General features: G+C 45.9%; 25 protein-coding genes. 9 read left to right on the top strand and 16 right to left on the bottom strand.

Going from position 1 to position 25,314, the window contains the following annotated elements:
* Positions 1-96: 96 nt before the first annotated feature.
* Together recG and QQL66_RS17650 are read right to left on the bottom strand one after the other, a co-directional pair.
* Complete coding sequence (gene recG / locus QQL66_RS17655; protein ID WP_284383219.1) at positions 97-2,217, bottom strand: ATP-dependent DNA helicase RecG; 2,121 nt, start codon at positions 2,215-2,217, stop codon at positions 97-99.
* A 14-nt stretch (positions 2,218-2,231) separates the two neighbouring features.
* On the bottom strand, positions 2,232-3,137 hold the full coding sequence (locus QQL66_RS17650) for a hydrogen peroxide-inducible genes activator (protein WP_284383218.1): 906 nt from the start codon (positions 3,135-3,137) through the stop codon (positions 2,232-2,234).
* 219 nt (positions 3,138-3,356) lie between these two features.
* Between QQL66_RS17650 and QQL66_RS17645 the strand changes: the two genes are divergently transcribed.
* Positions 3,357-4,217, top strand: a complete 861-nt coding sequence (locus tag QQL66_RS17645) for an NAD-dependent epimerase/dehydratase family protein (protein ID WP_284383217.1) — start codon at positions 3,357-3,359, stop codon at positions 4,215-4,217.
* Between the two features lie 79 nt (positions 4,218-4,296).
* Here QQL66_RS17645 and rrtA read toward each other — a convergent pair whose 3' ends face one another.
* The 7 genes from rrtA to QQL66_RS17610 all read right to left on the bottom strand — a co-directional run bounded on the left by rrtA (position 4,297) and on the right by QQL66_RS17610 (position 11,173).
* A complete protein-coding gene (gene rrtA, locus QQL66_RS17640; protein ID WP_284383216.1) occupies positions 4,297-4,869 on the bottom strand; it encodes a rhombosortase in 573 nt (190 codons plus the stop codon).
* A gap of 89 nt (positions 4,870-4,958) precedes the next feature.
* Complete coding sequence (locus QQL66_RS17635; protein ID WP_284383215.1) at positions 4,959-6,017, bottom strand: PLP-dependent cysteine synthase family protein; 1,059 nt, start codon at positions 6,015-6,017, stop codon at positions 4,959-4,961.
* A 163-nt stretch (positions 6,018-6,180) separates the two neighbouring features.
* Positions 6,181-6,594 (bottom strand): RidA family protein, encoded by a 414-nt coding sequence (locus tag QQL66_RS17630; protein ID WP_284383214.1) that lies wholly within the window; start codon positions 6,592-6,594, stop codon positions 6,181-6,183.
* Between the two features lie 166 nt (positions 6,595-6,760).
* Complete coding sequence (gene spoT / locus QQL66_RS17625; protein WP_284383212.1) at positions 6,761-8,905, bottom strand: bifunctional GTP diphosphokinase/guanosine-3',5'-bis pyrophosphate 3'-pyrophosphohydrolase; 2,145 nt, start codon at positions 8,903-8,905, stop codon at positions 6,761-6,763.
* Between the two features lie 157 nt (positions 8,906-9,062).
* A complete protein-coding gene (gene rpoZ, locus QQL66_RS17620; protein WP_284383210.1) occupies positions 9,063-9,284 on the bottom strand; it encodes a DNA-directed RNA polymerase subunit omega in 222 nt (73 codons plus the stop codon).
* 149 nt (positions 9,285-9,433) lie between these two features.
* Complete coding sequence (gene gmk, locus QQL66_RS17615) at positions 9,434-10,048, bottom strand: guanylate kinase (RefSeq protein ID WP_284383208.1); 615 nt, start codon at positions 10,046-10,048, stop codon at positions 9,434-9,436.
* Between the two features lie 210 nt (positions 10,049-10,258).
* Positions 10,259-11,173, bottom strand: coding sequence for a hypothetical protein (locus QQL66_RS17610; RefSeq protein ID WP_284383207.1), 915 nt, complete (start codon positions 11,171-11,173; stop codon positions 10,259-10,261).
* A gap of 88 nt (positions 11,174-11,261) precedes the next feature.
* Here QQL66_RS17610 and QQL66_RS17605 point away from each other — a divergent pair, with 88 nt between their 5' ends.
* A complete protein-coding gene (locus QQL66_RS17605; protein WP_284383206.1) occupies positions 11,262-11,681 on the top strand; it encodes a hypothetical protein in 420 nt (139 codons plus the stop codon).
* Positions 11,682-12,039: 358 nt separating this feature from the next.
* Positions 12,040-12,726 (top strand): inovirus Gp2 family protein, encoded by a 687-nt coding sequence (locus QQL66_RS17600; protein WP_284383203.1) that lies wholly within the window; start codon positions 12,040-12,042, stop codon positions 12,724-12,726.
* Between the two features lie 97 nt (positions 12,727-12,823).
* Here the strand turns inward: QQL66_RS17600 and QQL66_RS17595 are convergent, their stop codons facing one another.
* The gene (locus QQL66_RS17595; RefSeq protein ID WP_284383201.1) at positions 12,824-13,384 is read right to left on the bottom strand and encodes a site-specific integrase; all 561 of its coding nucleotides are present in this window, start codon (positions 13,382-13,384) and stop codon (positions 12,824-12,826) included.
* A 186-nt stretch (positions 13,385-13,570) separates the two neighbouring features.
* Entirely contained in the window at positions 13,571-14,047 is a 477-nt protein-coding gene (gene radC / locus QQL66_RS17590; protein ID WP_284383199.1) for a RadC family protein, read from the bottom strand.
* A gap of 120 nt (positions 14,048-14,167) precedes the next feature.
* Between radC and QQL66_RS17585 the strand changes: the two genes are divergently transcribed.
* Complete coding sequence (locus tag QQL66_RS17585; RefSeq protein ID WP_284383196.1) at positions 14,168-14,434, top strand: AlpA family phage regulatory protein; 267 nt, start codon at positions 14,168-14,170, stop codon at positions 14,432-14,434.
* A gap of 282 nt (positions 14,435-14,716) precedes the next feature.
* On the top strand, positions 14,717-16,294 hold the full coding sequence (locus tag QQL66_RS17580) for a hypothetical protein (protein ID WP_284383195.1): 1,578 nt from the start codon (positions 14,717-14,719) through the stop codon (positions 16,292-16,294).
* 122 nt (positions 16,295-16,416) lie between these two features.
* Here QQL66_RS17580 and QQL66_RS17575 read toward each other — a convergent pair whose 3' ends face one another.
* The 4 genes from QQL66_RS17575 to QQL66_RS17560 all read right to left on the bottom strand — a co-directional run bounded on the left by QQL66_RS17575 (position 16,417) and on the right by QQL66_RS17560 (position 19,297).
* Positions 16,417-16,656, bottom strand: a complete 240-nt coding sequence (locus QQL66_RS17575; RefSeq protein WP_284383194.1) for a hypothetical protein — start codon at positions 16,654-16,656, stop codon at positions 16,417-16,419.
* Positions 16,656-17,006, bottom strand: coding sequence for a hypothetical protein (locus tag QQL66_RS17570; protein WP_284383193.1), 351 nt, complete (start codon positions 17,004-17,006; stop codon positions 16,656-16,658). Before QQL66_RS17570 ends, QQL66_RS17575 begins: the two co-directional genes overlap by 1 nt.
* Positions 17,003-18,244, bottom strand: a complete 1,242-nt coding sequence (locus QQL66_RS17565) for a tyrosine-type recombinase/integrase (RefSeq protein ID WP_284383192.1) — start codon at positions 18,242-18,244, stop codon at positions 17,003-17,005. The genes QQL66_RS17570 and QQL66_RS17565 overlap by 4 nt, the downstream gene beginning before the upstream one ends.
* 186 nt (positions 18,245-18,430) lie before the next feature.
* Positions 18,431-19,297, bottom strand: coding sequence for a YicC/YloC family endoribonuclease (locus QQL66_RS17560; protein ID WP_284383189.1), 867 nt, complete (start codon positions 19,295-19,297; stop codon positions 18,431-18,433).
* Positions 19,298-19,501: 204 nt separating this feature from the next.
* Between QQL66_RS17560 and rph the strand changes: the two genes are divergently transcribed.
* The 4 genes from rph (at position 19,502) to QQL66_RS17540 (ending at position 24,494) form a co-directional block, all read left to right on the top strand.
* Entirely contained in the window at positions 19,502-20,221 is a 720-nt protein-coding gene (rph, locus tag QQL66_RS17555) for a ribonuclease PH (RefSeq protein ID WP_284383187.1), read from the top strand.
* A 287-nt stretch (positions 20,222-20,508) separates the two neighbouring features.
* Positions 20,509-22,416 carry a methyl-accepting chemotaxis protein gene (locus QQL66_RS17550; protein WP_284383185.1) on the top strand — a complete coding sequence of 636 codons (1,908 nt, stop codon included), beginning with the start codon at positions 20,509-20,511 and terminating at the stop codon, positions 22,414-22,416.
* 79 nt (positions 22,417-22,495) lie between these two features.
* Positions 22,496-23,893, top strand: coding sequence for an HDOD domain-containing protein (locus tag QQL66_RS17545; RefSeq protein WP_284383182.1), 1,398 nt, complete (start codon positions 22,496-22,498; stop codon positions 23,891-23,893).
* Positions 23,894-23,912: 19 nt separating this feature from the next.
* Positions 23,913-24,494: a MarR family winged helix-turn-helix transcriptional regulator gene (locus QQL66_RS17540; RefSeq protein ID WP_284383180.1), complete on the top strand. Its 582-nt coding sequence runs from the start codon at positions 23,913-23,915 to the stop codon at positions 24,492-24,494.
* Here QQL66_RS17540 and QQL66_RS17535 read toward each other — a convergent pair.
* Positions 24,412-25,308 carry a hypothetical protein gene (locus QQL66_RS17535; protein ID WP_284383178.1) on the bottom strand — a complete coding sequence of 299 codons (897 nt, stop codon included), beginning with the start codon at positions 25,306-25,308 and terminating at the stop codon, positions 24,412-24,414. The two genes, QQL66_RS17540 and QQL66_RS17535, sit on opposite strands and share 83 nt — an antisense overlap.
* Positions 25,309-25,314 lie beyond the last annotated feature (6 nt).

The raw sequence follows: 25,314 nt of genomic DNA, 5'->3' as shown, positions 1-25,314 counted from the left end.
GGCAATTCCTCCTACATCAGCTTCAACCAATATTTTTTATTTTGTCACGTTATTCTCTAAGCATGGCACATATTTGCTGATTTGGTGTTCTAATGGCTACACCTCGGCGTAACGATCCCCATGGCCAAGCCAACGGCGAATAAGAGGGTTCACTCGATTAGGCGCATTGCGGATCAGCCAATCGGCCGCCGTTTTAACATCATTGAGCATGTCTTTGTCGCGCAATAAATCCGCCACACGCATACTCACCAAACCCGTTTGACGGGTGCCCATGACCTCCCCCGGCCCTCGGATTTCGAGGTCTTTCTCAGCGATTTTGAAGCCGTCACTGGTCTCCCGCATCACTTGCAGACGCGCTTTGCCATGATTGGATAACGGCGCATGATAGAGCAGCACACAGAAGGATTCCGTGGCACCACGCCCAACCCGTCCTCGAAGCTGATGAAGTTGCGCCAAGCCCAGTCGTTCAGGATTTTCGATTACCATCACACTGGCATTGGGCACATTCACCCCCACTTCAATCACTGTGGTGGCCACCAGCACCTGAATATCACCCGCTTTGAAAGCCGCCATTACCTCGGCTTTCTCCTTCGGTTTCATACGGCCATGCACCAAGGCCACAGAGACATCCGGCAAGGCCTGCTGCAAGAGGGCACATGCGTCTTCCGCCGCCTGCGCTTCCATCTCTTCATTTTCTTCAATCAGGGTACAGACCCAATAAGCTTGTCGCCCTTGCTGACAACTGGAACGCAATCGATCAATCACCTGATCCCGCCGCTGATCAGAGATCGCCACAGTCTCAACCGGCGTTCGGCCCGGTGGTAACTCATCAATCACGGAAACATCCAAATCCGCATACGCAGCCATGGCCAGAGTTCGAGGAATCGGCGTTGCCGTCATCACCAACTGATGGGGGCGGAGGTGCTGAATGTGATGACTCTGATCGTCCTCCAGTTGCTGATCGCTCATGATGCCCTTATCCCGTAACGCCATCCGTTGATCAACTCCGAAGCGGTGCTGTTCATCAATCACCACCAACGCTAAGCGATCAAAGACCACGTCTTTCTGGAACAACGCGTGCGTGCCAACCATCACGTCGTATTCGCCGTTCGCTAACTGCGCCAGCGTTGCTTCGCGTTTCTTTCCTTTGACCTTACCGGCCAGCCAGCCCACCTTGATATTGAGCGGCTCAAACCATTCGCAGAACTGTTGATAGTGCTGCTCGGCTAAGATCTCGGTCGGCGCCATAATTGCCGCCTGTTGTCCAGAACTGACCGCATAGAGCATCGCCAACGCCGCCACCGCTGTTTTTCCAGAGCCTACATCGCCTTGCACTAAACGCAGCATCGGGTGACCCGACGCCAGATCCTCTGCCACTTCCTGAATCACTCGGGCCTGAGCATTGGTGAATGCAAAGCCCAGTTGATTCATAAAGGCTTGTCGGGTTTCAGGGACAATTCCTAATACCTTGGCCTGATCTTTTCGCGTTTTATGACGCAAGCGCAGCAAACTCAAATGTTGCGCGAGTAACTCTTCAAAGGCCAAACGACGCTGAGCCGGATGCATGCCGTCCTGAATGGCAGTCTGATCCACGTCCGGCGGTGGGGTATGCAGCAATCGCAGACTGTCATGGAGACTGGGCAGATTCCAGTGCTGCAGTAACTCATCCGGTAGGAAATCAAGAATCGAATAGGGGTTAAGCTTCATCAGAGCCTGTTCACAGAAGCTCCGCATTCTTGGCTGTTGAATGCCTTCGGTGAGAGGGTAAAGCGGCGTCAGATGGTCTTCAACAGGCTTGCTCTGCTCATCTTTGATGATCTGGTATTCAGGATGCACCATCTCCAAACCGTTCGGCCCAGGTCGAACCGAACCGTAACAACGCATTCTGGCACCCGGCACCATTTGATTCTTTTGTGCGGCGGAAAAGTGAAAGAAACGTAAGGTCATAAATCCTGAGCCGTCGCGCACTTTACACAACAGGCTCCGGCGACGTCGCATGATCACATCGGCCAACACCACTTCCGCTTCAATCACCACATCCATACCAGGAGACAAACTGCCAATGGGATAAACACGAGTCCGATCCTGATAGCGCAACGGCAGGTGAAACAACAGATCTTCGTAACTTGATAACCCGAAACCCTGGAGCTTTTCAGCCAGTTGCGGGCCAACCCCTTTTAACTGGCTTACCGAAATCGAAGCGAGTGGCTGAGACATGACGTATTTTCCCGTTAGGAAACCACCCGACACTGACGCGTTGCCTGTGTCAAAATATCAATCGCCTTCGGACGGGCAAAACTCACTCGCCAGGCCAAGGCAATCGAACGATACGGCTGAGGATTCGATAAGGGGCGGGTAGTGACGACGTCTTCCGAATAGCTGCTGATGCCGGTGGCGGTGTACGGCAGCAAGGTAATGCCAATGCCAGACGCCACCATGTGACGCAAAGTTTCAATGGAGCTGCCTTCGGCAATGCGCGTGTTGGTATCGCGGTTACGCTCAATCAACTTCGGACAAAACTCCAGAATCTGATCACGCATACAATGGCCTTCTCCCAACAGCATTACGTCTTCACTGGTTAAGTCTTCGATGGCCAACGATTTCTTCTTCGCTAACGGATGCTGTGACTGCATCAGCACTTCAAACGGCTCATCGTAAAGGGTCTGGGTAACGACTTCGGGTTCATGAAATGGCAAGGCAATGAAGATCGCATCCAATTCACCCCGACGCAACTTCTCTCGTAACACCGCCGTGTAGTTCTCTTCAATGTACAACGGCATGTTCGGCGCAAGACGCTTTACCTCCGGAACCAGGTGCGGAAATAAATACGGCCCGACCGTATAGATCGCGCCCACTTTTAGCGGGCCACTGAGTTGATCTTTCCCCGCATGTGCCAGTTCCTGCACACGCTTGGTTTCCGCCAGTACCTTCTCCGATTGCTGAACAACCTGCTGACCTACCTCGGTCAGGCGAATCGATCCTGAGCTGCGTTCGAACAAGGACACCCCAAGCTCATCTTCCAACTTCTTAATCGCCACACTGAGCGTCGGCTGACTCACAAAACACTTACTGGCAGCACGACCGAAGTGCAGCTCTTGCGCGAGGGTTACTAGGTATTTCAACTCAGTCAGTGTCATTGTCGCTCGTCCATTTACCGGGTTTGGTGGAAGCTCTCATCATCAGGCACACAATGCCTGCCGAAACTGTATATATAACCAGTTTTAGAAAGAGAGACAAGCCAAAATATTAAAAAAATCTATTGAAGTATCGGTTCTGATAGATAAAGAGACAAGCGCAATCTTTCGTTCTAAGATAACCTGCAACACAATTATCAGGGATTACGCAGGAGTTCAGATATGGCAGCCCCACTGTCCGTTCTAATTGCAGGGTTTGGTGACATAGGGCACCGCATTGCGGACGCTCTTACCGAAGCGGCAAAGGAAACACAGCAACCACTAGCTTTACATGCCATTCGTCGTAGCCCTGAGCAGCACAAGACGGTCCAGGTCTTGAATTGGGATATGCAGTCTCCCGCAATCTCATTGCCTGCGGTGGATTACGTGATCTTCTGTGTCTCCGCCGATCAACTCACCGAAGCCGGTTATCAAGCCAGTTACATCGATGCACAACAACAGCTTATTAATGCCTTGATCGAACAACAGATTCCGGTCGCTCATTATTTCTTCTGTTCCAGCACCAGTGTCTATGGTCAGACTCAGCACGAATGGGTGGACGAGAGCAGCACCACAGAACCCACCCGATTTACTGGCAAAAAGATGCTCGACGCAGAAGCCGTCGCCGAATCTTCTCCTTGGCCCACCACAGCGATTCGCGCCACGGGCTTATATGGCCCTGGTCGAACACGCATGATAGGTCAGGTGTTATCAGGCAAGGTCGCAGAGCCTGAGCCCGTCTGTTACAGCAATCGGATTCATGTGGATGATCTGGCTCGTTTCTATGCCCATCTAATCCTTCAGCATCATCAACACAAGATGCCATTAGCGCCTGTGTATCTGGCTTGTGATGATGAGCCGGTAGCGATTCATGAAGTTCAGAAATGGATGGCCAAGCAATTGAATGTGGAGATTACCGAACGAATTGCCGCCGGACGCACCGGCAGTAAACGAATCTCCAATAAATTGATGAAGAGCACAGGCTTTCAGTTTCATTACCCCAGCTACAAAGACGGTATGCCCACCTTGCTGGCAGCTATTTAACACAATCAATAAACACAACCACTTAATGCAACGATTTTAAGCCGCGAGTTAAAACGGTCTGAGAAACCAGCGAATTAAATTAGGTCACAGGCTTGGGGGCAGCTTCCGTGCGATGTTGCTTAAACCAGGCCAAACCACCTAACGCAAACCCGGATAGACTCCCGAAGAGATGCGCATCAATGGCTACCATACCGCCAATTTGTTCTGCGGTAGCTGCATTGACCTCAGGCCAAAGTTGCTCGACCACCACCTTGGAGATCACGCCCGCTAACACCAAACATTTGATTTTAAAGGGCAGGGTGTTATCGATCATGCATCCATAGAAAACCAGGCCATATAACACTCCGGACATCCCGACATAGCCGTCTAGCTCTGTGAACATCAAGCCGCCGGCCACTCCGAGCCCGATCACCACAACGCCGGTCACCCATCGGCCTTTGATCAACAACTGGGGAAATAACCACAAAATCAACATCAACCCCAATTGATTCATCGCCCAATGCACCCACCCCAGGTGCAACCAATGCCCCGTCAGTAAGCGCCAATACTCGCCCTGAAGGATCGCCGTTTTTTTCCAGGCCAAATCCGCGCCGTAATTTGCCTCGGCAAACATCACCAACGCAGACAACAGCACACAGACAGGCGCCGCCATCAACCACAGCCTAAATTGGGTCGCAAAAGTCATCATTAAATAATTACACTCAAGAGTCAGCTCGGGACAGAATTAAAGACAGGAACGGCTCACGAAGGCCACTGTCCCGTATGAATGAGGTGTTCTACTCTAGCGATACTGTCGGTTAAATCCAAGCCACAATGCTCCAACCAGCTATCGTTATAGTAGGTATCAAGATAGCGCTCCCCCGAATCACAGATCAGCGTCACGACACTGCCCGATTCACCTTTAGCCTGCATCTCAGCCACTAAGCTTAACGTGGCGTAGAGATTAGTGCCGGTGGAGCCGCCACACTTGCGATTAATCAGTTTCTCCAACACCCGAATCGTGGCAATGGCATCCACATCCTGTACCCGCATGCAGTGATCGATCACCGATGGAATAAAAGAAGGCTCCACCCGGGGCCGGCCAATGCCTTCGATCCTCGACGCCGTCGGAATCGTCAATTCAGGGTCGCCGGTCAGAAAGTAATCCAGAAACACCGAGTTCTCCGGGTCCGCCAAACACAGTCTGGTTGGAAAACACCCATAGCGAATGTAGCGCCCGACGGTGGCGGTGGTGCCGCCAGTGCCCGCACTCATTACAATCCATTGAGGTACCGGGTAAGGCTCTGCTGCCATCTGAGTGAAGATAGACTGAGCAATGTTGTTGTTTCCCCGCCAATCGGTGGCCCGCTCGGCGTAGGTAAACTGATCCATGTAATGGCCGTTCAGTTCCTTGGCCAATCTGCGCGATTCGTCATAAATTTCTTTGGGCTCAACCAGATGGCACTTCCCGCCGTAAAACATGATGTTATCGATCTTTTCTTTGGAGGTGGTTTTGGGGATCACCGCAATGAAAGGCAGGTTTAATAAGCGGGCGAAGTAGGCCTCAGACACGGCAGTACTGCCGGAGGAGGACTCAATGATGGTCGTCCCTTCCTTGATCCAGCCGTTACATAGACCGTACAAAAACAGCGATCTCGCTAAACGGTGTTTCAAGCTGCCGGTAGGGTGCGTGGATTCGTCCTTTAGATAAATGTCTATGTCTTTAAATACCGGCAAATCCAGTTTGATCAAATGTGTGTCTGCAGAGCGATTGAAATCCGCATTAATCGCCTGAATTGCCAGTTGGCCCCACGCATCCATGTCTGACTCCCTCATTCATTAAGTGTGACTACAGTATAGAAACAAAAAAGGGCGCTGAAATTCAGCACCCTTCTCTGGAACCCTAAACATCTGACACTCATGCGTTCAAATTCATTAGGTTTATGAACCAATCTCTTATATTCAATCACTTACATTCAATTACTTACATTGAAAAGTGATCAGACGACGAGCTACCCACTTCCAGGATACCGTCCATTTCCACACCAGCACCTTTAGGCAAGGCCGAAATTTCAATGGCCGCACGCGCAGGGTAAGGCTCGACAAAATGCTTCGCCATAATCTCATTAACCTTAGCGAAGTTACCCAAATCAGTTAGGAAGATGTTTAACTTCACCATATCCTGCAAAGTACCACCCGCAGCCTCAGCAACGGCGGTTAGGTTCTTGAATACCTGCTCGATCTGATCTTCGATCCCGCTATCAACCAATTCCATAGTCTCTGGAATCAGAGGAATCTGACCCGACAAATACACCGTAGTACCCACTTTCACCGCCTGTGAATAAGTACCAATGGCTTCAGGCGCTTTGTCCGTTTTAATGATGGCTTTGTTTGACATGATTTCCGTTCTCACAATTGAAAGAATTCAACACAACCTAGCACACTCTCGTTCTCACGTTCACTTGTGGCTAGGCATCTTACTCATTCGGTTATACAGCGATTCGGTTATTCAACAACTCGATTCTTCAGTACGTCAATACGTCGCGTCTATTGCCGTATCTGGTTTAGGCCCGTTCGCGTGAAATACTGACCACGGCCTTGTTTACTTTCAGGCGTTTCATCACTCGCGCTAAATGCTCCCGGCCTTGAACATTGATCACCAGATCCACCACTCGGATACGCGCATCGTGATCTTCGAGCGTAATGGATTCAATGTTAGCATCTGCCTCAGTGACCGACGTCGCAATGCTGGCAACCACGCCACGCACGTTCTCCACGCCCACTTTCAACTCAACCGAGAATTCCTGCTCCAACTGTTTCTTCCAGGTCAGCGACACCAGTTTCTCAGTATTACCTCGGAATTCGTTGAGATTCTTACAGGCTTCGTTGTGGATAACCAAACCTCGACCTGAGCTCATATGACCGACAATCGGATCACCAGGAATCGGACGACAACACTTGGCGTACTTGATGACCATGCCTTCGGTGCCGGTAATCATCAGCGGAGCCGGAATGTTCTCGACTCCGTCCTGAGGCTGATTCATCTCGGTTTCGGTCAGTTCCATTAACTGACGGGCAACGAGATAGGCCATGCGATTACCCAGGCCGATTTCTTCGAGCAGATCATCCAGTGTTTTGATGCCTGCCTGATCCAACCAACTGTCGATAACTTTGGTCGACAGTTCGTCCAGATTCAATTCGAAATGGTACAACGACTTGTTCAGCAGACGACGACCCAATTCCATCGACTCGGAACGTTTCTGATTCTTAAGGAAATGTCGGATGGCACTGCGCGCTTTGGCGGTGACCACAAAGTCCAACCACGCCGGATTCGGTTGTGCGCCCGGAGAGGTAATGATTTCCACCGTCTGCCCCGATTGCAACGGCTGACTCAACGGTGCCAGATGTCGGTCAATCCGGCAGGCCACACAACTGTTGCCAATGTCAGTATGCACGTTATACGCAAAGTCGACCGCCGTTACGCCGGTCGGCATTTCAAGAATGTCGCCTTTCGGAGTGAACACATAGACTTCGTCAGGAAACAGATCCAGCTTAACGTTCTCAATAAACTCCAGCGGATTGCCGGCATTCTTCTGAATCTCCAGCAGCCCTTTGACCCACTGACGGGCACGCGCATGGTGGTTATGGAACTGGCCATTTTCTTCATCCACCTCATTGTCGTTCTTATACAGCCAATGAGAGGCAATCCCCATATTCGCCACCGCATCCATTTCTTCGGTGCGGATTTGCACTTCAATAGGAATGCGATAGACACCAAACAGAGTGGTATGTAGCGACTGATAGCCGTTGGCTTTCGGAATCGCAATGTAATCTTTGAAACGATCGGGAACCGGCTTGAAAAGGTTATGAATGACCCCTAAGACCCGATAACAACTGTCGACAGTATCGGTAACAATCCGGAACGCAAACACATCCATGATTTCATGGAACGACTTTTCGTGCCGATCCATTTTCTGATAGATGCTGTAGAGATGTTTCTGACGCCCTTCAACACGACCGATCAAACCTTCACGTTCAAGACGATCTTCAATGTCGTGCTTAATGTCGGCAACTATTTCCTTACGATGCCCGGAAATCTTATTTACCGCTTTTTGAATCATCCGCGCGCGCATCGGATACATCGCCTGGAAGCAGAGATCCTCCAACTCGATGCGGAAGTCATTGATCCCCAAACGATGAGCAATCGGCGAATAGATATCGAGCGTCTCACGGGCAATTCGACGACGCTTGTCCGGACGCAGCGCGCCTAGCGTCCGCATGTTGTGCATACGGTCGGCCAGCTTCACCAGAATCACACGAATATCGCGTGACATCGCCAACGCCATTTTCTGGAAATTTTCGGCCTGGGCCTGCTCTTTGCTCTCGAAATGAATCTGAGTCAGCTTGGAAACACCGTCCACGATCTCGGTGACTTCTTCACCAAACTGTTCTAACAGTGCCGTTTTAGGCACTTCGGTATCTTCAATAACGTCATGCAACATCGCCGCCATCAGACTTTGATGGTCCATGCGAATTTCGGAGAGAATCTGGGCAACTTCCAGAGGATGGGTAACGTAGGGCTCGCCACTTCGGCGTTTCTGGCCTTCGTGGGCTTGTTCTGCGTAATAATAGGCTCTGCGAACCAGATTAATCTTATCTGACGGTAAATAACTGGTTAGTTGGGTAGCAAAGTCATCTATCGTTAACAATCTGGAAAACCTTCAAATGCGGCGTGTAACTTGTCTAAACAAATCAATCTATATAACAGACCTATTTAAATAACCTATTTACAGTGACGAGTCTAGAAAAGTCTATATAAAACAGAGACAAAAACGCCGACTTAAAGAAGTCGGCGTTGGGTAATGCTTACTCAGCAGAAGCGCGTTCTTCTGCCTCGATCATCGCAGGTGTCATAGTACCTTCGGCAATCTCACGTAATGCAATTACGGTTACCTTGTCGTTATCTTCAGGTACCGTAGGCTCTTTACCACCTGTAGCTAGTTGGCGAGCGCGCTTGGTCGCTACCATCACTAGTTCAAAACGGTTATCTACATGATCCAAGCAATCTTCTACTGTAACTCGAGCCATTTCCGGGCAATCTCCACTATTGGATTCGTTAATATCGACCACTTGCTACATCACAGTGATCGACTAAATTCTGAAAGACCCCACATTTTATCTAAGCCATTGCACAAATACCAGACAATTAGCTAAGAGTGGGAGCGATCCATGTCATTTTAAGCCAGCAAATCCGCCATTAGGACCTGTTGCGCCGATTGCTGCTTATCAATGGTTAAACGATTGGCCGTAAAAATGGCCTGCAACTGACTCAATGCAGTTTCAAAATCATCGTTCACCACCAGATAATCAAACTCCAGATAATGACTCATTTCCGTTTGCGCTTCCGACAAACGACGAGCAATGACATCGTCAGCATCCTGACCGCGATTGGTCAAACGACTACGCAACTCATCAATCGACGGAGGAACGATAAAAATACTAATCGCTTCAGGCACCAAACGACGTACTTGCTCAGCGCCTTGCCAATCGATTTCCAAAATCACATCAATGCCTTGGGCAAGCTTCTGCTCGACCACCTTTTGAGAGGTTCCGTAGTAGTTACCAAATACCTCGGCAAACTCCAGGAAATTAGAGTTGTTAATCTCTGCCTCAAACTCAGCTTTCGACACAAAATGATAATGCACCCCGTTCTCTTCACCCGGGCGCATTGGACGAGTGGTGTGAGACACCGAGACTTCAATTTCCGGCTGACTTGCCACCAGCTTGGCCACCAAACTGGTTTTTCCTGCACCTGACGGCGCTGAAATAATAAATAACGATCCGCGTTTCATGATCTTCTCTAACGTACCTAATCTAACTTACTACTTAACTATACTTACAGCTTAACTATAGTGATTATTCAATATTCTGAATCTTAATATTGATTACTTAGAGCAAATACAAATAATTTCAATTAGTTAAATGATCTTTACTTAGAAAAATACAACAATTACCCACCAATACACTCACCATATGAATTTCATTAAGCACTTATAAAGAACTCACTTTTTCCACCCGCTTTTGAGAATCGCATACTGCGTATCGATAAGACTATTAATGGTTCGGTTAAGATCATTATGTCCTAAAAATTCAGATATCTCATTCAGCTTAGCTAACGAACCTTTAGATACCTTAAGCTTAGTTCCTGAAAGCTTCTTTACTTTTCTATCCCTACTAGCCTTTTGCACCCATGCACGGTGCATTTTTTCAACTAAAACCGTTAGATCTTCTAAGGGTAACTCAAGCTGATCCATTATTGTAATAGCCTGCTGACTAGGCGATTTGAAATGCACTAAAATTTCTGGAGCACAAAAATAACAATCACCAACCAAATCTCTTTTCTTGAGATACTTGACAGCCCACAACCCTAATTCTTTTCCTCCATCAACCAACCAACTTAAATGTCCCTGACTAAAACTACACTTAGTAGACCACTGCTTATTCAAGTCAGAGATTATACGAAGCTTTTCAGCCCTTGGCACCTCCAGCCGATCAAAGTACGTCACTATCTTCCTGTAACGAGTTTGTTGAGATACAACTTCTTCACTTGAAAACTCAAGCCCCTCCGAAGAACGCAGCCTAAACCACAACCATAAACTAAGCCTTTCATCTTTCTTTCCAATCCATGACAAAGCATGATCCGGAACGAGACTTTTCCTGCACTTAGACCGAACATCATTAACAAAGAAATTCCTATCCTCAATAGAGTTAAAGTGCCGAGACAGCAGCTCCTCATTAATAGCCTGAAAATACTCATCTCTAGCCTCTACATGCACAACTGGACGATACGGCCGAGACCTAAACAACTCGTGATATAGCCATATTAATTCTCTAATATCATTACTATTAGATATAATATCCGTTGGAATTGAGCTATCTTTTTGTTTGTTTATTGATGATTTATCATTAGTAAACATTAGTTATTTTCATCTTTTATTTAATAAAAAAACGTAGTAATTTCGTAGATACAACAAATCATAACTACTTGTTATTTAAGGCTTATAAATGGAAAAAGCTACTGTAAATCTAATTATAGGAAAAATTTCTGGACAATCACAATTTTTCATACAGACTGATAACTATATTTTTTGGGACGCGACAGGAGAAGGTTCTGCATTAGAACCTGAGTTCCTAGCTAAGTATGTTAGGGATCAAGGAAAGCTCAGCAAAAAAATCAGCGCTCGCCGCTTGCCTAGAGCACTAAGCAGCCTTCACGACTTAACAAGACAGAATGAAATGATTCTAAAAGTTAGATCAATAACTGGAGGAATTATGCGCGGCTCAACAAATAAAGACAGAAGAGAGATGCCTGAGTTAATTCTTCCTTTGACAAGTGAAGAGCTAACCGAGGTTTATAATAAGCTGTGTGAAGAATTAGGCGATCTATACGAAAAGCGCTATAGAGGACAATCTACAGCGTATTAGCTGATATTTCACACAGTCCAAGTGAACACATTTTTAGCTTCGACCACATCACTAGAACAGGAAGGCCTCTACGCCATACCCGATAGTTATATCAGCCTCTAACTATCGGGTAATCCAAACCATTGGGTTGAAGGACATTAAACTCAAAACTCTCATACCTTAAGCCTCTTCACGACTCAAAAATTGTCGGTTAGTAATAGTATTGTTTAGTCTTTTTATAATCTAGATGGCTCTTTTAGAAGCCATCTTTAGGAAATAATAAATTTAGATAAGCTATTAACCAGACACATAGAAAGATACATACATCAGAGCCTCTATGTACAACAAGTACAGATTCTAATTTACATAGAGGCTAAACATGAACACAAAGCATCCAAAGAACCGTAATCTTAACCAGTTCACAGGCAATGATTTCTTAGGACTTCCTCTTCTGTTGAAGCATCAGCCTTACATAAGAGAATATCTAGAAATTATCAGCGAAGTGTTTCGTAAGGCTCTCCAAGAGTATCCAAGAAGTCAGGTTATTCGATTTGATCTTCGCATACCTGAACATTTCACAGGAGATCTGTTTAGTAATGGATTGATGACTCGGTTTGTGAAGTCGATGAGGGAAATAATTGAAGCAGACCTTATTCGGAAGGGACGCATGAATACAAGAACCCATAATTGCTATATGCGATTTGTATGGGTAAGAGAGATAGATAAAAGTCGCAAACCTCATTTCCATGTAGCAATTTTTTTGAATCGAGACGCTTATCGTAATGTAGGTAAATATGGAGCTATTGATGAGAATATGGCTAATCGTATCAATAGGGCTTGGGCTAGCGCATTGGGAATGCAGACCATGTGGTATGACGGCTTAGTATATTTTCCTAAGAATTGTTCGTATTCAATCAACTATAAAAAGACCAATCCCACGCAAGAAGAGCATGATGCTTTTATGGTAAGCCTAAGGGAATGTTTTAGGCGAGTAGCTTATCTTGCTAAGGCCGATACGAAAGCTTTTGGCTATCCTGGACGAAATATTGGTTATAGTCAAAAGTAACCAAACAAGCCTTTTTTAAAGATAATGTAGGCATCAAAAAAAATAGAATCGAGGGCAACGGAGCCCTCGTTCTATGTGGTGTGAAAAGAAACATCAATCAGATTTCCAGCTCCACAAAATCCTTATCAACGTCCTCCTGAGTGATTCCAATATACCTCAGAGTTACACCTTCCGAAGAATGCCTGAGCATTTTCATGACCCGACCAATATCTTTGGTATTTTGATACAAGTGATAGCCTCTGGTCTTCCTCATTGAATGGGTTCCGAGATTCAACTTTAGTTCCTGACCTACCTCTGCAAAAGCTCTAGATACATACCTTCGTGAGATAGGGTGAGGAGCTCTGTTAATCGACTGGCGATTTCTATAAGACTGAAAAATATATTCGTGATTAGGGTACTCCTGTTGAATCCTATTAATGATGCTTATAGCTTTGGGGTTTAGCTGGATGTTTGCAGTCTTCCCAGTTTTTCCTTCTCTAATAATCAATCTATCGTCACTAATATCCTCAAATCGAATTGATAACAAATCAGAGATTCTCAGCGCTAGGTTTAACCCTATATGCCAAACATCTGAGACTTGTTTACTAAAGCGCCGTTCTAATAAGAGACCTATTAACCGAACCGTATCTAAATCTTTCACCGCATCTACTTCAGACATAGCAAAGCTCCTATTTTAGTCAGATACACCGATATGGGCACTTCAAGCACAGCATAAGCAACGAAGCCCCATAGAACGGGGCTTCGTAAGTTCACATAACAATGAATTGTGCATTTAAGCTTTACACTGATATTGAAGGGAGATATCGACGCACTGAAAATTAATGAATATAAGTTACTAATCGACCTAAAGCAGGCCGCGCTCTGCAAATGAAACAGAGTCCTTACCGACGACGATATGATCCAGTACCCGGACATCGATCAGATTTAACGCATCTGTTAAATGCTTTGTAATCTGGATATCTGCTTGCGAAGGCTCAGTAATGCCTGAAGGGTGATTATGAGCAAAGATTACAGCAGAGGCTTTGGCATCTATTACTGCTTTCACCACTTCTCTGGGATAGACGCTTGCAGCATTGATAGTCCCGAAGAATAACTCACGATAATCAATCAACTGATGTTGGTTATCCAGCAACATAACGCTGAATACCTCACGTTCATGCTGGTGGAGCTTAAAGTTAAGAAATTCCTTGGTAGCAGCCGGATTTTCATAAATACCTTCTCTGAGGTGGCGTTGCTCAATGATCATCGCTGCCTCTTCTAGGATCTGATGTTCTGAAGCAGGCTGATCAAGTAAGTACATTTGTGTGGAGTGATTACGCATAACAGTCTCCTTTAGTTTTCATCGATGTGTATTCGCATTGATGATATGTATCTGAAATTTTTTGCAATCGACTCTTCTTGGTCTGTAAGCATGTAGACTTTTACAGATCCCGGAAATCTCATGACACTAACTACGGAGTTAAAAATCATGAGACTAATCAGAATCAGCGAAGTAATGAACAAAACCAGCCTTGCAAAATCAACCATCTACAAATACATGACGCAAGGCGAATTTCCACCAGCAGTACAGCTCAGCAAAAACTTTGTTGCATGGGTGGAAGAGGAAGTGGAAGAGTGGATTGCCACCAAAATATCTGATCGAGACTTTGATTCTATCGAATCTTCTGATGAACGAAAGACTGACTCAGATGCCTTAAGCACCCCATAGCCAAACCAAAGCGAAAGAGCCGAAAGGCTCTTCTCAAAGCCCTCACTCTTTACCTGAGTCCTTAGAAGCAGGTAGACTCATTAGAAGGATATCTAGCTGCACAAGGACTTTATAAACATGGCAGAAAAAAAGTTAATTATTCCCTTTTTTACCCTATCGCTAGCGGGCTACGTGTCGATACAAAAGCAGCCTATTAACACAAGTCATTCTCAGATCTCAAAAAATTAGCTGAAACCTCCATATCTTGATATTTAGCAAATATATTAAAACAAGGACAACTCAATGAAGTATTTTATTATTGCTATTTTCAGCCTGCTTATTCTTGGATGTGGAAATGATCGGGTATCAAATCTCACATATAAAAAGAACTTATCCAACTATAAATACTACGTTAGAACGATTGCTTTTCAGCAAAAATACCAGGCAGAATCAGCGATTTATCAAATTAATTCCGCTAGCAACCATTTTGATAAATTCAGAGAAATACAGGTTAAGTATTCTCAACCTGTAAATGGAAAAGCCACAAATATAGACACTGCACATTGGGCGGATACGATGTCTATTACTCCATATGTGGGCAATCATATATTTAATTTAGATGAAGATTCATACTCACAAGAACCATTATATTACAACAACTTTTTTTATCTCTTTTACCTAGAGAAGAAAGTTACTCATGCTCAATACGCTAAGATAGAACAAAAAATAAATAACGACGGATTAGCAAAAATAAAAGAAATTGAAGAAAAACTATTATCTGAGCATTCAAATAACACTAATGTATCCGCATCAAAGCAGCCCGTTTTTCGACAAGCTAAAAACAAGAAGGTTGAATGTAAGGTTTACACACATGGATTTGACAATCCTACATACAAAGGAACTAACCTAGAGTTTTTTTGGGATGGAGAATGCAAAGACGGTTACGCATATGGCCTTGGCAGGGAGTTTGTAAAGTCGGCCTCATTGAACAGTTGGAGCCTCGCCGTCTATAAAGACAAGCATCCAGTTTACTACTCAAATCTAGACCTGACACAAAATAAGTTATCTGAAGGTATAATAGATACTAAGTCTGATTCTATAACTTATATGGTCGTTACTACAATTACTGAGTCTGATAATGATATAAACCTAACATCACAATCTGGCTCCATGGACAAAAAGAATCAAGAAACCCTGACTCTAATGAGATCGCCCTTTCATACAAACTATGCGATTTATAAGGCTTATACTAACTTTCAGTACGTCTATCAAAACTATGAATTCGACACATCCAGCAGCTTGAAGCAAGCAATTTGGATGGAGAATCAAGGTATAAAGAATGGGTGGTCTATAGGCCTATCGAAAAACGACAATGCTCTTTTAACAGGATTAAATGTTAATAACTCATTCACCCCTATCACTTTACCTAATCACTACATAAATAAAGCCGACACAATCGTAAAGGATGCAATGGCATCTCATCAGAAAGCATTAATTGCACAAAAGAAATCTCAATCAATTATGAGCGAATATAAGAACAAAATTTGTCTGGACTCAGTAACTGTTGATTTTATGAGCCTAGCGGAATACAAAGATATTTGTAATGAATCAAAAACTCAGGAACAAGCTAGAAAGATTAAATCCAAGCTTGAACGACTTACAAAGCAAAGAATACAAGCTCTTGAAAACCTAAAGTATCAACAATCACAGCAGCAACAAGAGAGAGCAAGGCAACAGGCGCTTGCATTAGAAGCTGCACGATTAAATGAATTAAAACGACATAATCAAGCCAAAGAAAAACAAGCTGCTATATCAAACTTTACAGAGAAAATGAATAATATGATACCCAAAACCTACAACGTAAATGTCTTTACCTACTGAGACACTCACAAGAAGAGAACCTTCAGTTGTGTGGCATGAAAAAAACCATGCCGCACCAAGTGAACTCCAAAGAAACGAATCTGAAAAACCAGCTTCTTGAGATAACCTGTTAATATATACACCTAAATCATAGCCATAAGAAGCCTAGCCTTAGAAACATCTTTATACTTCAACCAATCATCAAAAATAATCAAAGCTTTTTCTGAATTTTTGGCACACAAATACCTCCTGAAATCAGATATGAATTCTTCAGCCAAGAATTCAGGCATTAACGCCTCACTAACAAGTCTTGTTTTCATAATATGCCAAGCACCACCATGCTGACAGTCAATAGCAATCCTTTCTCTTAACGATACTGTCATTAGGATCTCGGACTTTTAGAACCCGAAACTAATACTTGTATCTTTGCATCAAGCATTGCTTTTAACTCCAACTTCTCTTCATTAGATATATCGAGGCTGTTTACGTCCTCTTTCTTTTTCAGCAGTCCATTAATTTTATCGATCTGCAACTCCTCTTCAATCTCCCCTATAAAATTAGAATATTCATTAGACCTAGAGAACCAGGCAAGGGAACCAGTTACTACTATTACAGGTACCGCCACATATGTAAGATACACACCAACATAAGAAGCAAAAAACAGAGTAATCAGATATGAGGATAGCGTTAACCAAAATATTACTAAGCTCTTTCTATGTACCCACTGTTTCACTTTTCTACTCCCCCTAAATCAATAACCTCAGGCAAAACCCGATGAAATAACTCAGACATTCTCAAAAGAGCCTCTTTACGCTCCTCAAAATAATCATAACGATCATAGATACCTTCAACACCTTTAAGCTTATGATTCAAGCAGCGCTCGGCCACATGGCCGGGCGTTCCTTGTGCCGCAAGTAAGGTACGACAAGTACGACGAAGATCATGGACAGTAAAGTGCTCTATATCCCCCATCATATTGGGCGGCTGCTTGTCCTTGCCTGCTTCATGCCCAAATAGCTTGGTAATAGCTCTGTTCAGGGTATCAGACCCCATATAAGGCCTCTTACTGCTTCGTCTATTAGGGAAGACATAGTCCGAACCACAAGCTCTGACCTGTAATTCCTTAAGCCATTTAACAGCTAGTTCAGGCAGCGGAATATCAATACCCACCCCCGACTTACTTCTTTCCGCAGGCAACGACCAAACGCCTTCCTGAAGATCGAACTCAGACCAAGGTGCTTCTGTAAGCTCACCTTTCCTTACCCCCAACAACACCAGTAGAGCACACGCCAGATAATTATCACGAGTAAAGCTGTCGCTGTTCTCCCTAAAGATTTTAAACACCGCTTTAAGCTCATCTATGGATAGGGCTCTACTCTTGCTTTTTTCCATACCACCAGCATCATCAACAGAAAATGCAGCAGCAGGGTTAGAGTTAACAACATCTAGCTTTATGCCGTGATTAAATAGCTGCTTACAGTACATAAGTGTGTCGTTAGCAACCGTAGGGCGGCCACTATCAACCACTCTCTGGATGATCTCTCGAATATCTCTTGGGGAAATGGAGCTAACTTTTGAATCGCCTATTACAGGCGCTATATCTTTACGGTAGATGCGCTCAGGAATAGTGGGGTATTTAAGTCGCTTGACCAAGCCTTTATGCCAATCAGCAAAAAGATCATCAACAGTAGAGATCTTAGCTTGATCAGAGCGTCTTTTGAGTAGGAGAGGGTCAGCACCATCTCTAAGCTGTTTTTTCTGCGTAGCAGCTTCTAGCCTAGCTTCAGCTAATGATAGATCCATTAGCTTACCAAGCGTCATTTCTTTCCGTTTCTTGTTGGATGTATAGCGAAGCATCCAATAGGGTTTGCCTGACTTAGGGACAACGAAATAAAGCCCGTCACCATCCGCAAAACGTCCTGGCTCACCTTTAGCCTTAGCGTTTATTTCCTTAGTAGTTAGCTTTCCCATTTATGTAACTCTTGCTCATTTAATTATACCCACCAATTAAATAAAGCATATCACACAAAAACCCACCACTATACCCACCATTAATTCATAGAAACAGATAAAACCCAATAGACTCCGATAGAATTAAAACCAAATTAAATCATTTAAAATCAATAACTTAAATACAAGCATAGACTAAAGTAGATATCACTCAATATTCTGAATCTGCTCTCTCATCTGCTCGATCAACACCTTCAATTCCACCGCGCATTGGGTGGTTTCGGTGACGATAGACTTAGATGAAAGCGTATTGGCTTCGCGATTCATTTCCTGCATCAAGAAATCCAGACGACGTCCCACCGGACCTTTTTGATCCAGCACACGGCTGACTTCCGCAACGTGTGCGTCGAGGCGATCTACTTCTTCATCGACATCGGCTTTTTGGGCCAACAAAACGATCTCTTGCTCGACTCGCTGGTTGTCTAGTTCGCCAGATAATTCATTGAGTTTGTCTTGCAGGTTTTCGCGTTGCTTTTGCAAAATCTCGGGTAATTTGACGCGTACTTGCGCGGTGATGTCAGAGACACTGTCGAGACGGGTTTTAATGAAGGTTTTCAGCTCCGCACCTTCACGAGCTCGGGTTTCGGTCAATTCATTCAACGCCGTTTTCAGCACCTGCGCGGCATCGTTCAGAATGGCTTTGCGATCCAGCTCCGGCAGTACCTGAACGCCCGGCCAGTTAAGAATCACGGAAGGACTGATCGACCCCGGCTTGTCCATCATCTCATTGATTTTGGAGAGGGCATTAATCACTTCTTGTGCCCGTTCGCTGTCCACTTCAATAGCCGCACTGGCATCCACATTGGTTTGAACCTTTAATTGCAGCTCAACCTTCCCTCGATTGAGGTTCTTTCTTACGGTTTCACGAACCACTTGTTCCAAATCGCGATAGCCTTCCGCCAGTTTTGGATAAACTTCCAGATAACGATGGTTCACCGACTTTAGTTCCCAAGTCAGCGTCCCCCAGTCAAAGGTGCCTTCGGCACGAGCAAAGGCGGTCATACTGCGTATCATAGTGATTCCCAATGTGTTTACCTGAGTCGGATCTCATCCGGTGGATCGACTCCGAGCAATAATTCGTAGCGCCCTGATCCGGAAATAAGTAGATCAGGGAGAAAGTGTGAGCTGAATTGTAGCGCTTTTCTGGCAACACTTCAGGTCAATGTTATAATGCTTCGCTTTTCATCGATTCATTTTAGTCAACTATAGGAATTCACTATGCGCCCAAGCGGACGTTCTACCGACCAATTGAGAGACATCAAAATCACTCGTAACTTTACCCGTCACGCGGAAGGCTCTGTTTTGGTTGAGTTCGGGGACACCAAAGTTATCTGTAACGCCAGCGTGGAATCTCGCGTTCCTGGCTTCCTGAAAGGTCAGGGCCAAGGCTGGGTTACCGCAGAATACGGCATGTTGCCACGTTCTACCGGCAGCCGCATGATGCGTGAAGCGGCGAAAGGCAAGCAAAGCGGTCGTACGGTTGAAATTTCTCGTTTGATCGGTCGTTCGCTTCGTGCAGCAGTCGATCTTGAAGCCTTGGGCGAAAACTCCATCACCATCGATTGTGATGTTATTCAGGCCGACGGCGGCACCCGTACAGCATCCATCACTGGTGCATGTGTGGCGATGATGGACGCTGTTAACCACATGCTGAAAGAAGGCATGATCAAGAAGAACCCGATCAAGCAAATGATCGCCGCCGTGTCTGTGGGGATCTACAATGAGCACGCAGTATTGGATTTGGATTATCCGGAAGATTCAAACGCGGAAACCGACTTGAATGTGATCATGGCGGAAGACGGTGGTTTTGTTGAGATTCAGGGCACCGCCGAAGGCGAGCCGTTCCGTCCTGAAGAGTTAACCGCTATGTTGGAACTGGCGAAGAAAGGCATCAGCGAAATCATCGCTGTTCAACGCCAAGCCTTAGACGCGCAATAAGTTTCATACAGAACATATCGCGCATCAGCGCCTGACAGCCAAACAAATCAACGCGATGCAGGGCCAAGGTGCAATCCACCTTAGCCCTGAGCTTCGCCTAAGAGCGCAACTGCCCGGCAGTGCTCTGACCTCCCCTCGCTACAAAACATTACTCTTGAACTACACTTTTCTTTCAGACATTTCATTAAACTTTCGCGCCTAGATGGCCGATAACGTCTAAACCACTGAATTAACAAGCTAAACTTAATTTCTGACGAATTAGATACTCTTTGGGTTGTGAACTGTATATGACCGAACGCTGGCGCATTAGCTTTATTCTTGCGATTGTTATGCTGATTGCGGCAGCGATCTCAGCGACGGCGATTAATCATTTCCAGTCAACGTTTGTTGCCGAACAACTTGAGCAGAGTAAACAGAAAGAACGTGCACATTTCGATCAATTGATCACTCAGCAAGTCTCCGATCAACTCAATCGTTACTCCCAAACACTTGCCGAACTGAGCGACCAAAGCTGGACTCAAGATGCCTTCACCCATTTTGAAATGGGCGTATCGTTTCTCAGAAATATGAAGCTCAGTGAAGACCAGCATTTGGATGCCTTTTATCGCCGAGAAAAAGCATCGCTGTTCAGCAGCGCCAGTGTTTCCTCGGGTCAATGGCTTAGCTCACTGGATGACGTAGGCCAGCAATTACAGATTCGTTACCTCGCCGGGAATATCTATCCACCCAAAGAAGCTATGAGCTTCGAAGGTCCCAGCGGCAGCGATGATTACGACAAAGTTCATCGTACCTTCCATCCGGCCTTTGAACGCATGGTGAAACTCAGCGGTGCCAGTGACGTATTGCTGATCAACAAGAACATGCGGGTGATTTATTCCGCCAGCAAACGCATCGACCTGGGGACGAATCTTTCGACTGTCACCACCGCGCAAAACAATCTGGCCGATTATGTACAGACACGACTCAAAAAACACAGTAATTTGAAGGTACATAACATTCCGTTCGGCGACTATCTGCCAGCAGGAAATCAGCCTCAAGCGTTTATTCTGACCAAGTTGGAACAGGATCGTCAGACCCTCGGTTACATTGCATTAAGTTTTTCAATGACCGCTTTGACCAACGCCATTTCAACGCATCCCATGCCTGACACTCAGTACCAGCTAACTCTTGCAGAGAATGCAGCTTCAAACAGCGTTCGTTTTTTTAATACCTGGAATGTAGATCTGACCGCAAACCACCAACCGCAACCGATTAGCGCCGATACCAATGTCTGGACCTGGTTAATCAGTCTGATGGCCACTCTGATTACCATCATAGTGGCTCTGTGGCTAATCAATCGAAGTCGATTCCCGGCAGTTAACGACCATGAAACATTGAGCACAGCAACCGCCGTTTCTATAGCCCCCCCAGAACCAGTGGTCACAGAGGAAGCTCTCGATAATTTGGCATCACTGGTTGATCAACTTGAAGAACAACAATCGGTGTCTGCCGCTGAGTTAAACAGTACGCCTCAGGTCATACTTCAGAAAGCGCAGCAAGACCTCAAACGCACCTTAACACTGCTGTCAGAGGACATCACTCGCATAGAAACAGAACAACAAAACCTGCTTAGCCAACAGGCTGAACGGGAAGCCGAGCAGGATGGTTATATCCAGGCACTGCGCTCACGCGTTACCGAGATGGACTTTTCCGATACCTGGAACCAGATTCTGGAACCCACCTCCGGCATGGAAACCGAGCTTAAAACCATTCAGGAAATCGCTGATCAAACCAATCTGCTGGCTTTAAATGCCGCCATTGAAGCGGCACGCGCAGGCGATCAAGGGCGGGGCTTTGCAGTAGTAGCCGATGAAGTACGCAAACTGGCGTATAAATCTCACGAAGCGGCACAAACGGTCGAAAGTCACATCAAGCAACTGCTATCGGCCACCCACCAGGTTAATGACATCATCACCACGCAACTGACGGCCTTGAAAGAACAGGTGTCAGAAGCATCTACACCGATGTCCATCAATGCGACTGACTTTGTCTCTGTTCATGCCTTAGTGAATGAACTTACCGTACTGATTGGCGAGTTGCAGAAAACCACACCATCGGATATCCCCTTTCAAGAGCAAAATCGTCGCGTTGAAGAGACGATTCAGCAACTAAAAACGCAGATCCAGCGAATAATCACCGATACCAGCCAAAACTAATTGAAGATTTGGTCTAAACTAAGGTAAGTTATTTTTTTGATCAGGTGTTGATCATAAGACGTTGTTTGCTGGAGCTTATATGTCAATTGCAGCCTCATTAAAGCTGTTACTTACCAAGAATCAGATTGAATACACAATCGAAGAAGAATTACAAAATCTCGATGGATTCACTCAAGAAGACCAAGTTTTACGCCATTGTACTCGCTCGACCATACTAGGCGATCAGATTGGCAAGGTTCAGGTCATTACCCCATACAACAGTTTTCTCGACCTCACACTGTTAAATAATGCAACAGGCCGTGCGCTGACGCCCTCCAAGCAAGACACCATTACCCGGATCTGTCAGACCATCAATGTTGAAACGCTGCCCGCTGTGCCAGCCTTGACACGCCTTGAAGTCATTATTGATAAAAGCCTACTTGAGCTACCGTATCTGTACATTGAATCCGGTAAAGACAACAACTGGATTCGCCTCGACACCCGGGACTTTATGAAGCTGTGCCCGAAAGCCCGTCCGGAAGAAATTACCGCTCAAGTAGACATCCGTAACTGTGGTATCCAAAACACCACCACAGATCAGGATCGCGCCAGCATTCAAAATGCTGTAGTTGCCTTCAATCCAACGCGAATGAAGCAACGACTGGAAGAAACAATGGAAATCCCACCCCTGCCAACGTCGGCTCAGCAAATTATCCGCTTGAGAACCGATCCGAGTGCAGACATTGATAAGCTGACCGGCATTATCGAAACCGATCCAAGTTTGGCGGCACAAATCGTCAGCTGGGCCTCGTCACCGATTTATAACCCGCCGGGGACAGTAAGATCTGTTCATGATGCCTGTATGCGCGTACTGGGCTTCGACATGGTACTGAACCTGTCGCTCGGCTTGTCATTAGGCAAAACCCTACCGATGCCGAAAGACGGACCAAATGGCTACACCCCGTTCTGGTACGAGTCGGTGTTTGTGGCTGCTTGCATCGGTGGTTTAGTTACCGCGATTCCTCGTGAGAAACGCCCGTCGTTCGGTCTAAGTTACCTCTCTGGCTTGTTGCATGAGATTGGCTATTTGGTGTTGGCCTATGTTTTCCCACCACACTTTGAAAAACTGTGCCGTCACCTGGAGGTCAACCGCCACCTGCCTGACGTGGCCATTGATGACAAAGTAGTGAACGTGAACCGTTACCAGATTGGCAGCTGGCTGATGAATTACTGGCAAATGCCGGAAGAAATTTGCTGTGGCCTGAAACACCAACTGGACCCGAACTACGATGGAAAATTCCATGCTTACGCCAATCTGATTTATCTGGCTAAAGCCAAATTGAAAGAGCGGGGCATCGGAAATGCGGCGTCTGGTTATGTGCCACCCGAGCTCTATGATAGACTGGGCCTCAAAGCAGAGAATGTAGACGAAATCATTGAGAAGGTCATTGAATCCAGTAACGATCTGAAGAATATGGCCCAAGCTCTCATGAAGTAGTACTTATGAAGTAATACTCATGAAGCAACCGGATCGTTGTGTTGCTGAGCTTCCTGCAAGCTCGGTAACATATAATCCATTATCAATTTCGACCCAGCAGTATCACGAGTCAGTTAACCCCTTCATGGCAAACGATAAACGTATTTATTTCTTACTGAGTCAGGCTCAACACAAGATGAGCCTACAGGTAGACCGCGCCTTAATGCAGGTCTCCGGTATTTCCGGCCCACAGGCTGGCGCCTTATTCTATTTGGAAAAGCACGACGGTTGTCAGCAGAAAGACATGGCCAAAGGACTGCGACTCGACACCTCGGCTATCACCGGTATGGTTGAGCGTCTCGCCAAAAAAGGGCTTATCGAAAAGCAGCGTTCAGAAGTCGATAAGCGAGCCTTTACTCTGCATCTTACCGAGGAAGGGCGATACGCGTTAGCACGAGTCCAGCCGATGCTGGATCAGTTTAATGAGCACATGCTCGATAAATTTGGTCAGGAAAAGTTGGAGCACTTCTGCGAAGTACTTACTGAACTGGTGAGTCTTGGTCAGAAAGGCTGTTTTTTACCCTCAAACGCTGAAAGTGAAGAGTCCACGCCTTCTCAATAAGCTCCAGCATGACCTGATAATTCGGGTGCTGATAATACGAAATGGCCTCTCTCAATTCCTGATCACTGACGTTACGCAGCACATAGGTTAATCGACTGATCACTTGATGATAATTCTTGGTTTGAAACTGACTAGGGTCGACATCAATCTCTGACATCAACCATTCGTTGATCTGATCCTGAAAGGACTTAAGTTCCGCGCGGTCGACACCAACACTCCAGCGTTCGGCTTGCTGAAGCATGTACTGTCCAACAAACTCCCGACTCTCATAGCGCAACAGATAACTAAGACGGGACAAGCCATAGACCTCATCCAACCGGCGAATCAGATAGCGTCGCGCCTCACGCATCCGAACCCACATCAACTTCCGAATGTAGGCATCGACCTCCGCCTCATCAGCGGTCAGCGTGTTACTCAATTGTTTTGCCAACCCTTTCGCCTGTTGGTCTTTCAGATGGTCAAATAACTCCGTCAGCTCTTTACCCCTCAACTTTCGCCTCAGGTAACGGGCACCATACTGACTCAAGTCTTTGGCCGCCATCAACTGATAGCTGTCCATATAAGTGAGGTAGGTGGGCGCATCACTGATCTCCATTAACAGGCTTGCCCAAGCCTCCATTTGCACACCAAACTGGTCAACAATGGCAGGACTGGGCGACAAACGAACCGCCCATTGCGCTTTGCATAACCGATCACAGTCAGTCCCGGCAAACGACACCGAAGGCGAAGACCAGACAACCGAGACCAACACCAGCCAAAATAACCGGGAAAAAATCAACAGCCAACGTCGGTGCATCCATTGCGCGAAGATCATTGAGGC

The sequence above is a fragment of the Litoribrevibacter albus genome (assembly GCF_030159995.1).
Lineage (GTDB): Bacteria > Pseudomonadota > Gammaproteobacteria > Pseudomonadales > Litoribrevibacteraceae > Litoribrevibacter > Litoribrevibacter albus.
This window is presented reverse-complemented; position numbering and strand designations above follow the sequence as displayed.

Excerpts from the sequence above, each read along its gene's own strand:
- QQL66_RS17545 (WP_284383182.1), top strand. The coding sequence starts at position 22,496 with ATGTCAATTGCAGCCTCATTAAAGCTGTTACTTACCAAGAATCAGATT.
- QQL66_RS17575 (WP_284383194.1), bottom strand. The coding sequence starts at position 16,656 with ATGACAGTATCGTTAAGAGAAAGGATTGCTATTGACTGTCAGCATGGT.
- QQL66_RS17650 (WP_284383218.1), bottom strand. The coding sequence starts at position 3,137 with ATGACACTGACTGAGTTGAAATACCTAGTAACCCTCGCGCAAGAGCTG.
- rpoZ (WP_284383210.1), bottom strand. The coding sequence starts at position 9,284 with ATGGCTCGAGTTACAGTAGAAGATTGCTTGGATCATGTAGATAACCGT.
- QQL66_RS17595 (WP_284383201.1), bottom strand. The coding sequence starts at position 13,384 with ATGTCTGAAGTAGATGCGGTGAAAGATTTAGATACGGTTCGGTTAATA.
- QQL66_RS17535 (WP_284383178.1), bottom strand. The coding sequence starts at position 25,308 with ATGATCTTCGCGCAATGGATGCACCGACGTTGGCTGTTGATTTTTTCC.
- QQL66_RS17610 (WP_284383207.1), bottom strand. The coding sequence starts at position 11,173 with ATGTTTACTAATGATAAATCATCAATAAACAAACAAAAAGATAGCTCA.
- QQL66_RS17560 (WP_284383189.1), bottom strand. The coding sequence starts at position 19,297 with ATGATACGCAGTATGACCGCCTTTGCTCGTGCCGAAGGCACCTTTGAC.
- QQL66_RS17540 (WP_284383180.1), top strand. The coding sequence starts at position 23,913 with ATGAAGCAACCGGATCGTTGTGTTGCTGAGCTTCCTGCAAGCTCGGTA.
- recG (WP_284383219.1), bottom strand. The coding sequence starts at position 2,217 with ATGTCTCAGCCACTCGCTTCGATTTCGGTAAGCCAGTTAAAAGGGGTT.
- QQL66_RS17630 (WP_284383214.1), bottom strand. The coding sequence starts at position 6,594 with ATGTCAAACAAAGCCATCATTAAAACGGACAAAGCGCCTGAAGCCATT.
- QQL66_RS17600 (WP_284383203.1), top strand. The coding sequence starts at position 12,040 with ATGAACACAAAGCATCCAAAGAACCGTAATCTTAACCAGTTCACAGGC.
- QQL66_RS17550 (WP_284383185.1), top strand. The coding sequence starts at position 20,509 with ATGACCGAACGCTGGCGCATTAGCTTTATTCTTGCGATTGTTATGCTG.
- rrtA (WP_284383216.1), bottom strand. The coding sequence starts at position 4,869 with ATGGCGGCGCCTGTCTGTGTGCTGTTGTCTGCGTTGGTGATGTTTGCC.
- QQL66_RS17635 (WP_284383215.1), bottom strand. The coding sequence starts at position 6,017 with ATGGATGCGTGGGGCCAACTGGCAATTCAGGCGATTAATGCGGATTTC.
- QQL66_RS17645 (WP_284383217.1), top strand. The coding sequence starts at position 3,357 with ATGGCAGCCCCACTGTCCGTTCTAATTGCAGGGTTTGGTGACATAGGG.
- rph (WP_284383187.1), top strand. The coding sequence starts at position 19,502 with ATGCGCCCAAGCGGACGTTCTACCGACCAATTGAGAGACATCAAAATC.
- gmk (WP_284383208.1), bottom strand. The coding sequence starts at position 10,048 with ATGAAACGCGGATCGTTATTTATTATTTCAGCGCCGTCAGGTGCAGGA.
- radC (WP_284383199.1), bottom strand. The coding sequence starts at position 14,047 with ATGCGTAATCACTCCACACAAATGTACTTACTTGATCAGCCTGCTTCA.
- QQL66_RS17565 (WP_284383192.1), bottom strand. The coding sequence starts at position 18,244 with ATGGGAAAGCTAACTACTAAGGAAATAAACGCTAAGGCTAAAGGTGAG.
- QQL66_RS17585 (WP_284383196.1), top strand. The coding sequence starts at position 14,168 with ATGACACTAACTACGGAGTTAAAAATCATGAGACTAATCAGAATCAGC.
- QQL66_RS17605 (WP_284383206.1), top strand. The coding sequence starts at position 11,262 with ATGGAAAAAGCTACTGTAAATCTAATTATAGGAAAAATTTCTGGACAA.
- QQL66_RS17580 (WP_284383195.1), top strand. The coding sequence starts at position 14,717 with ATGAAGTATTTTATTATTGCTATTTTCAGCCTGCTTATTCTTGGATGT.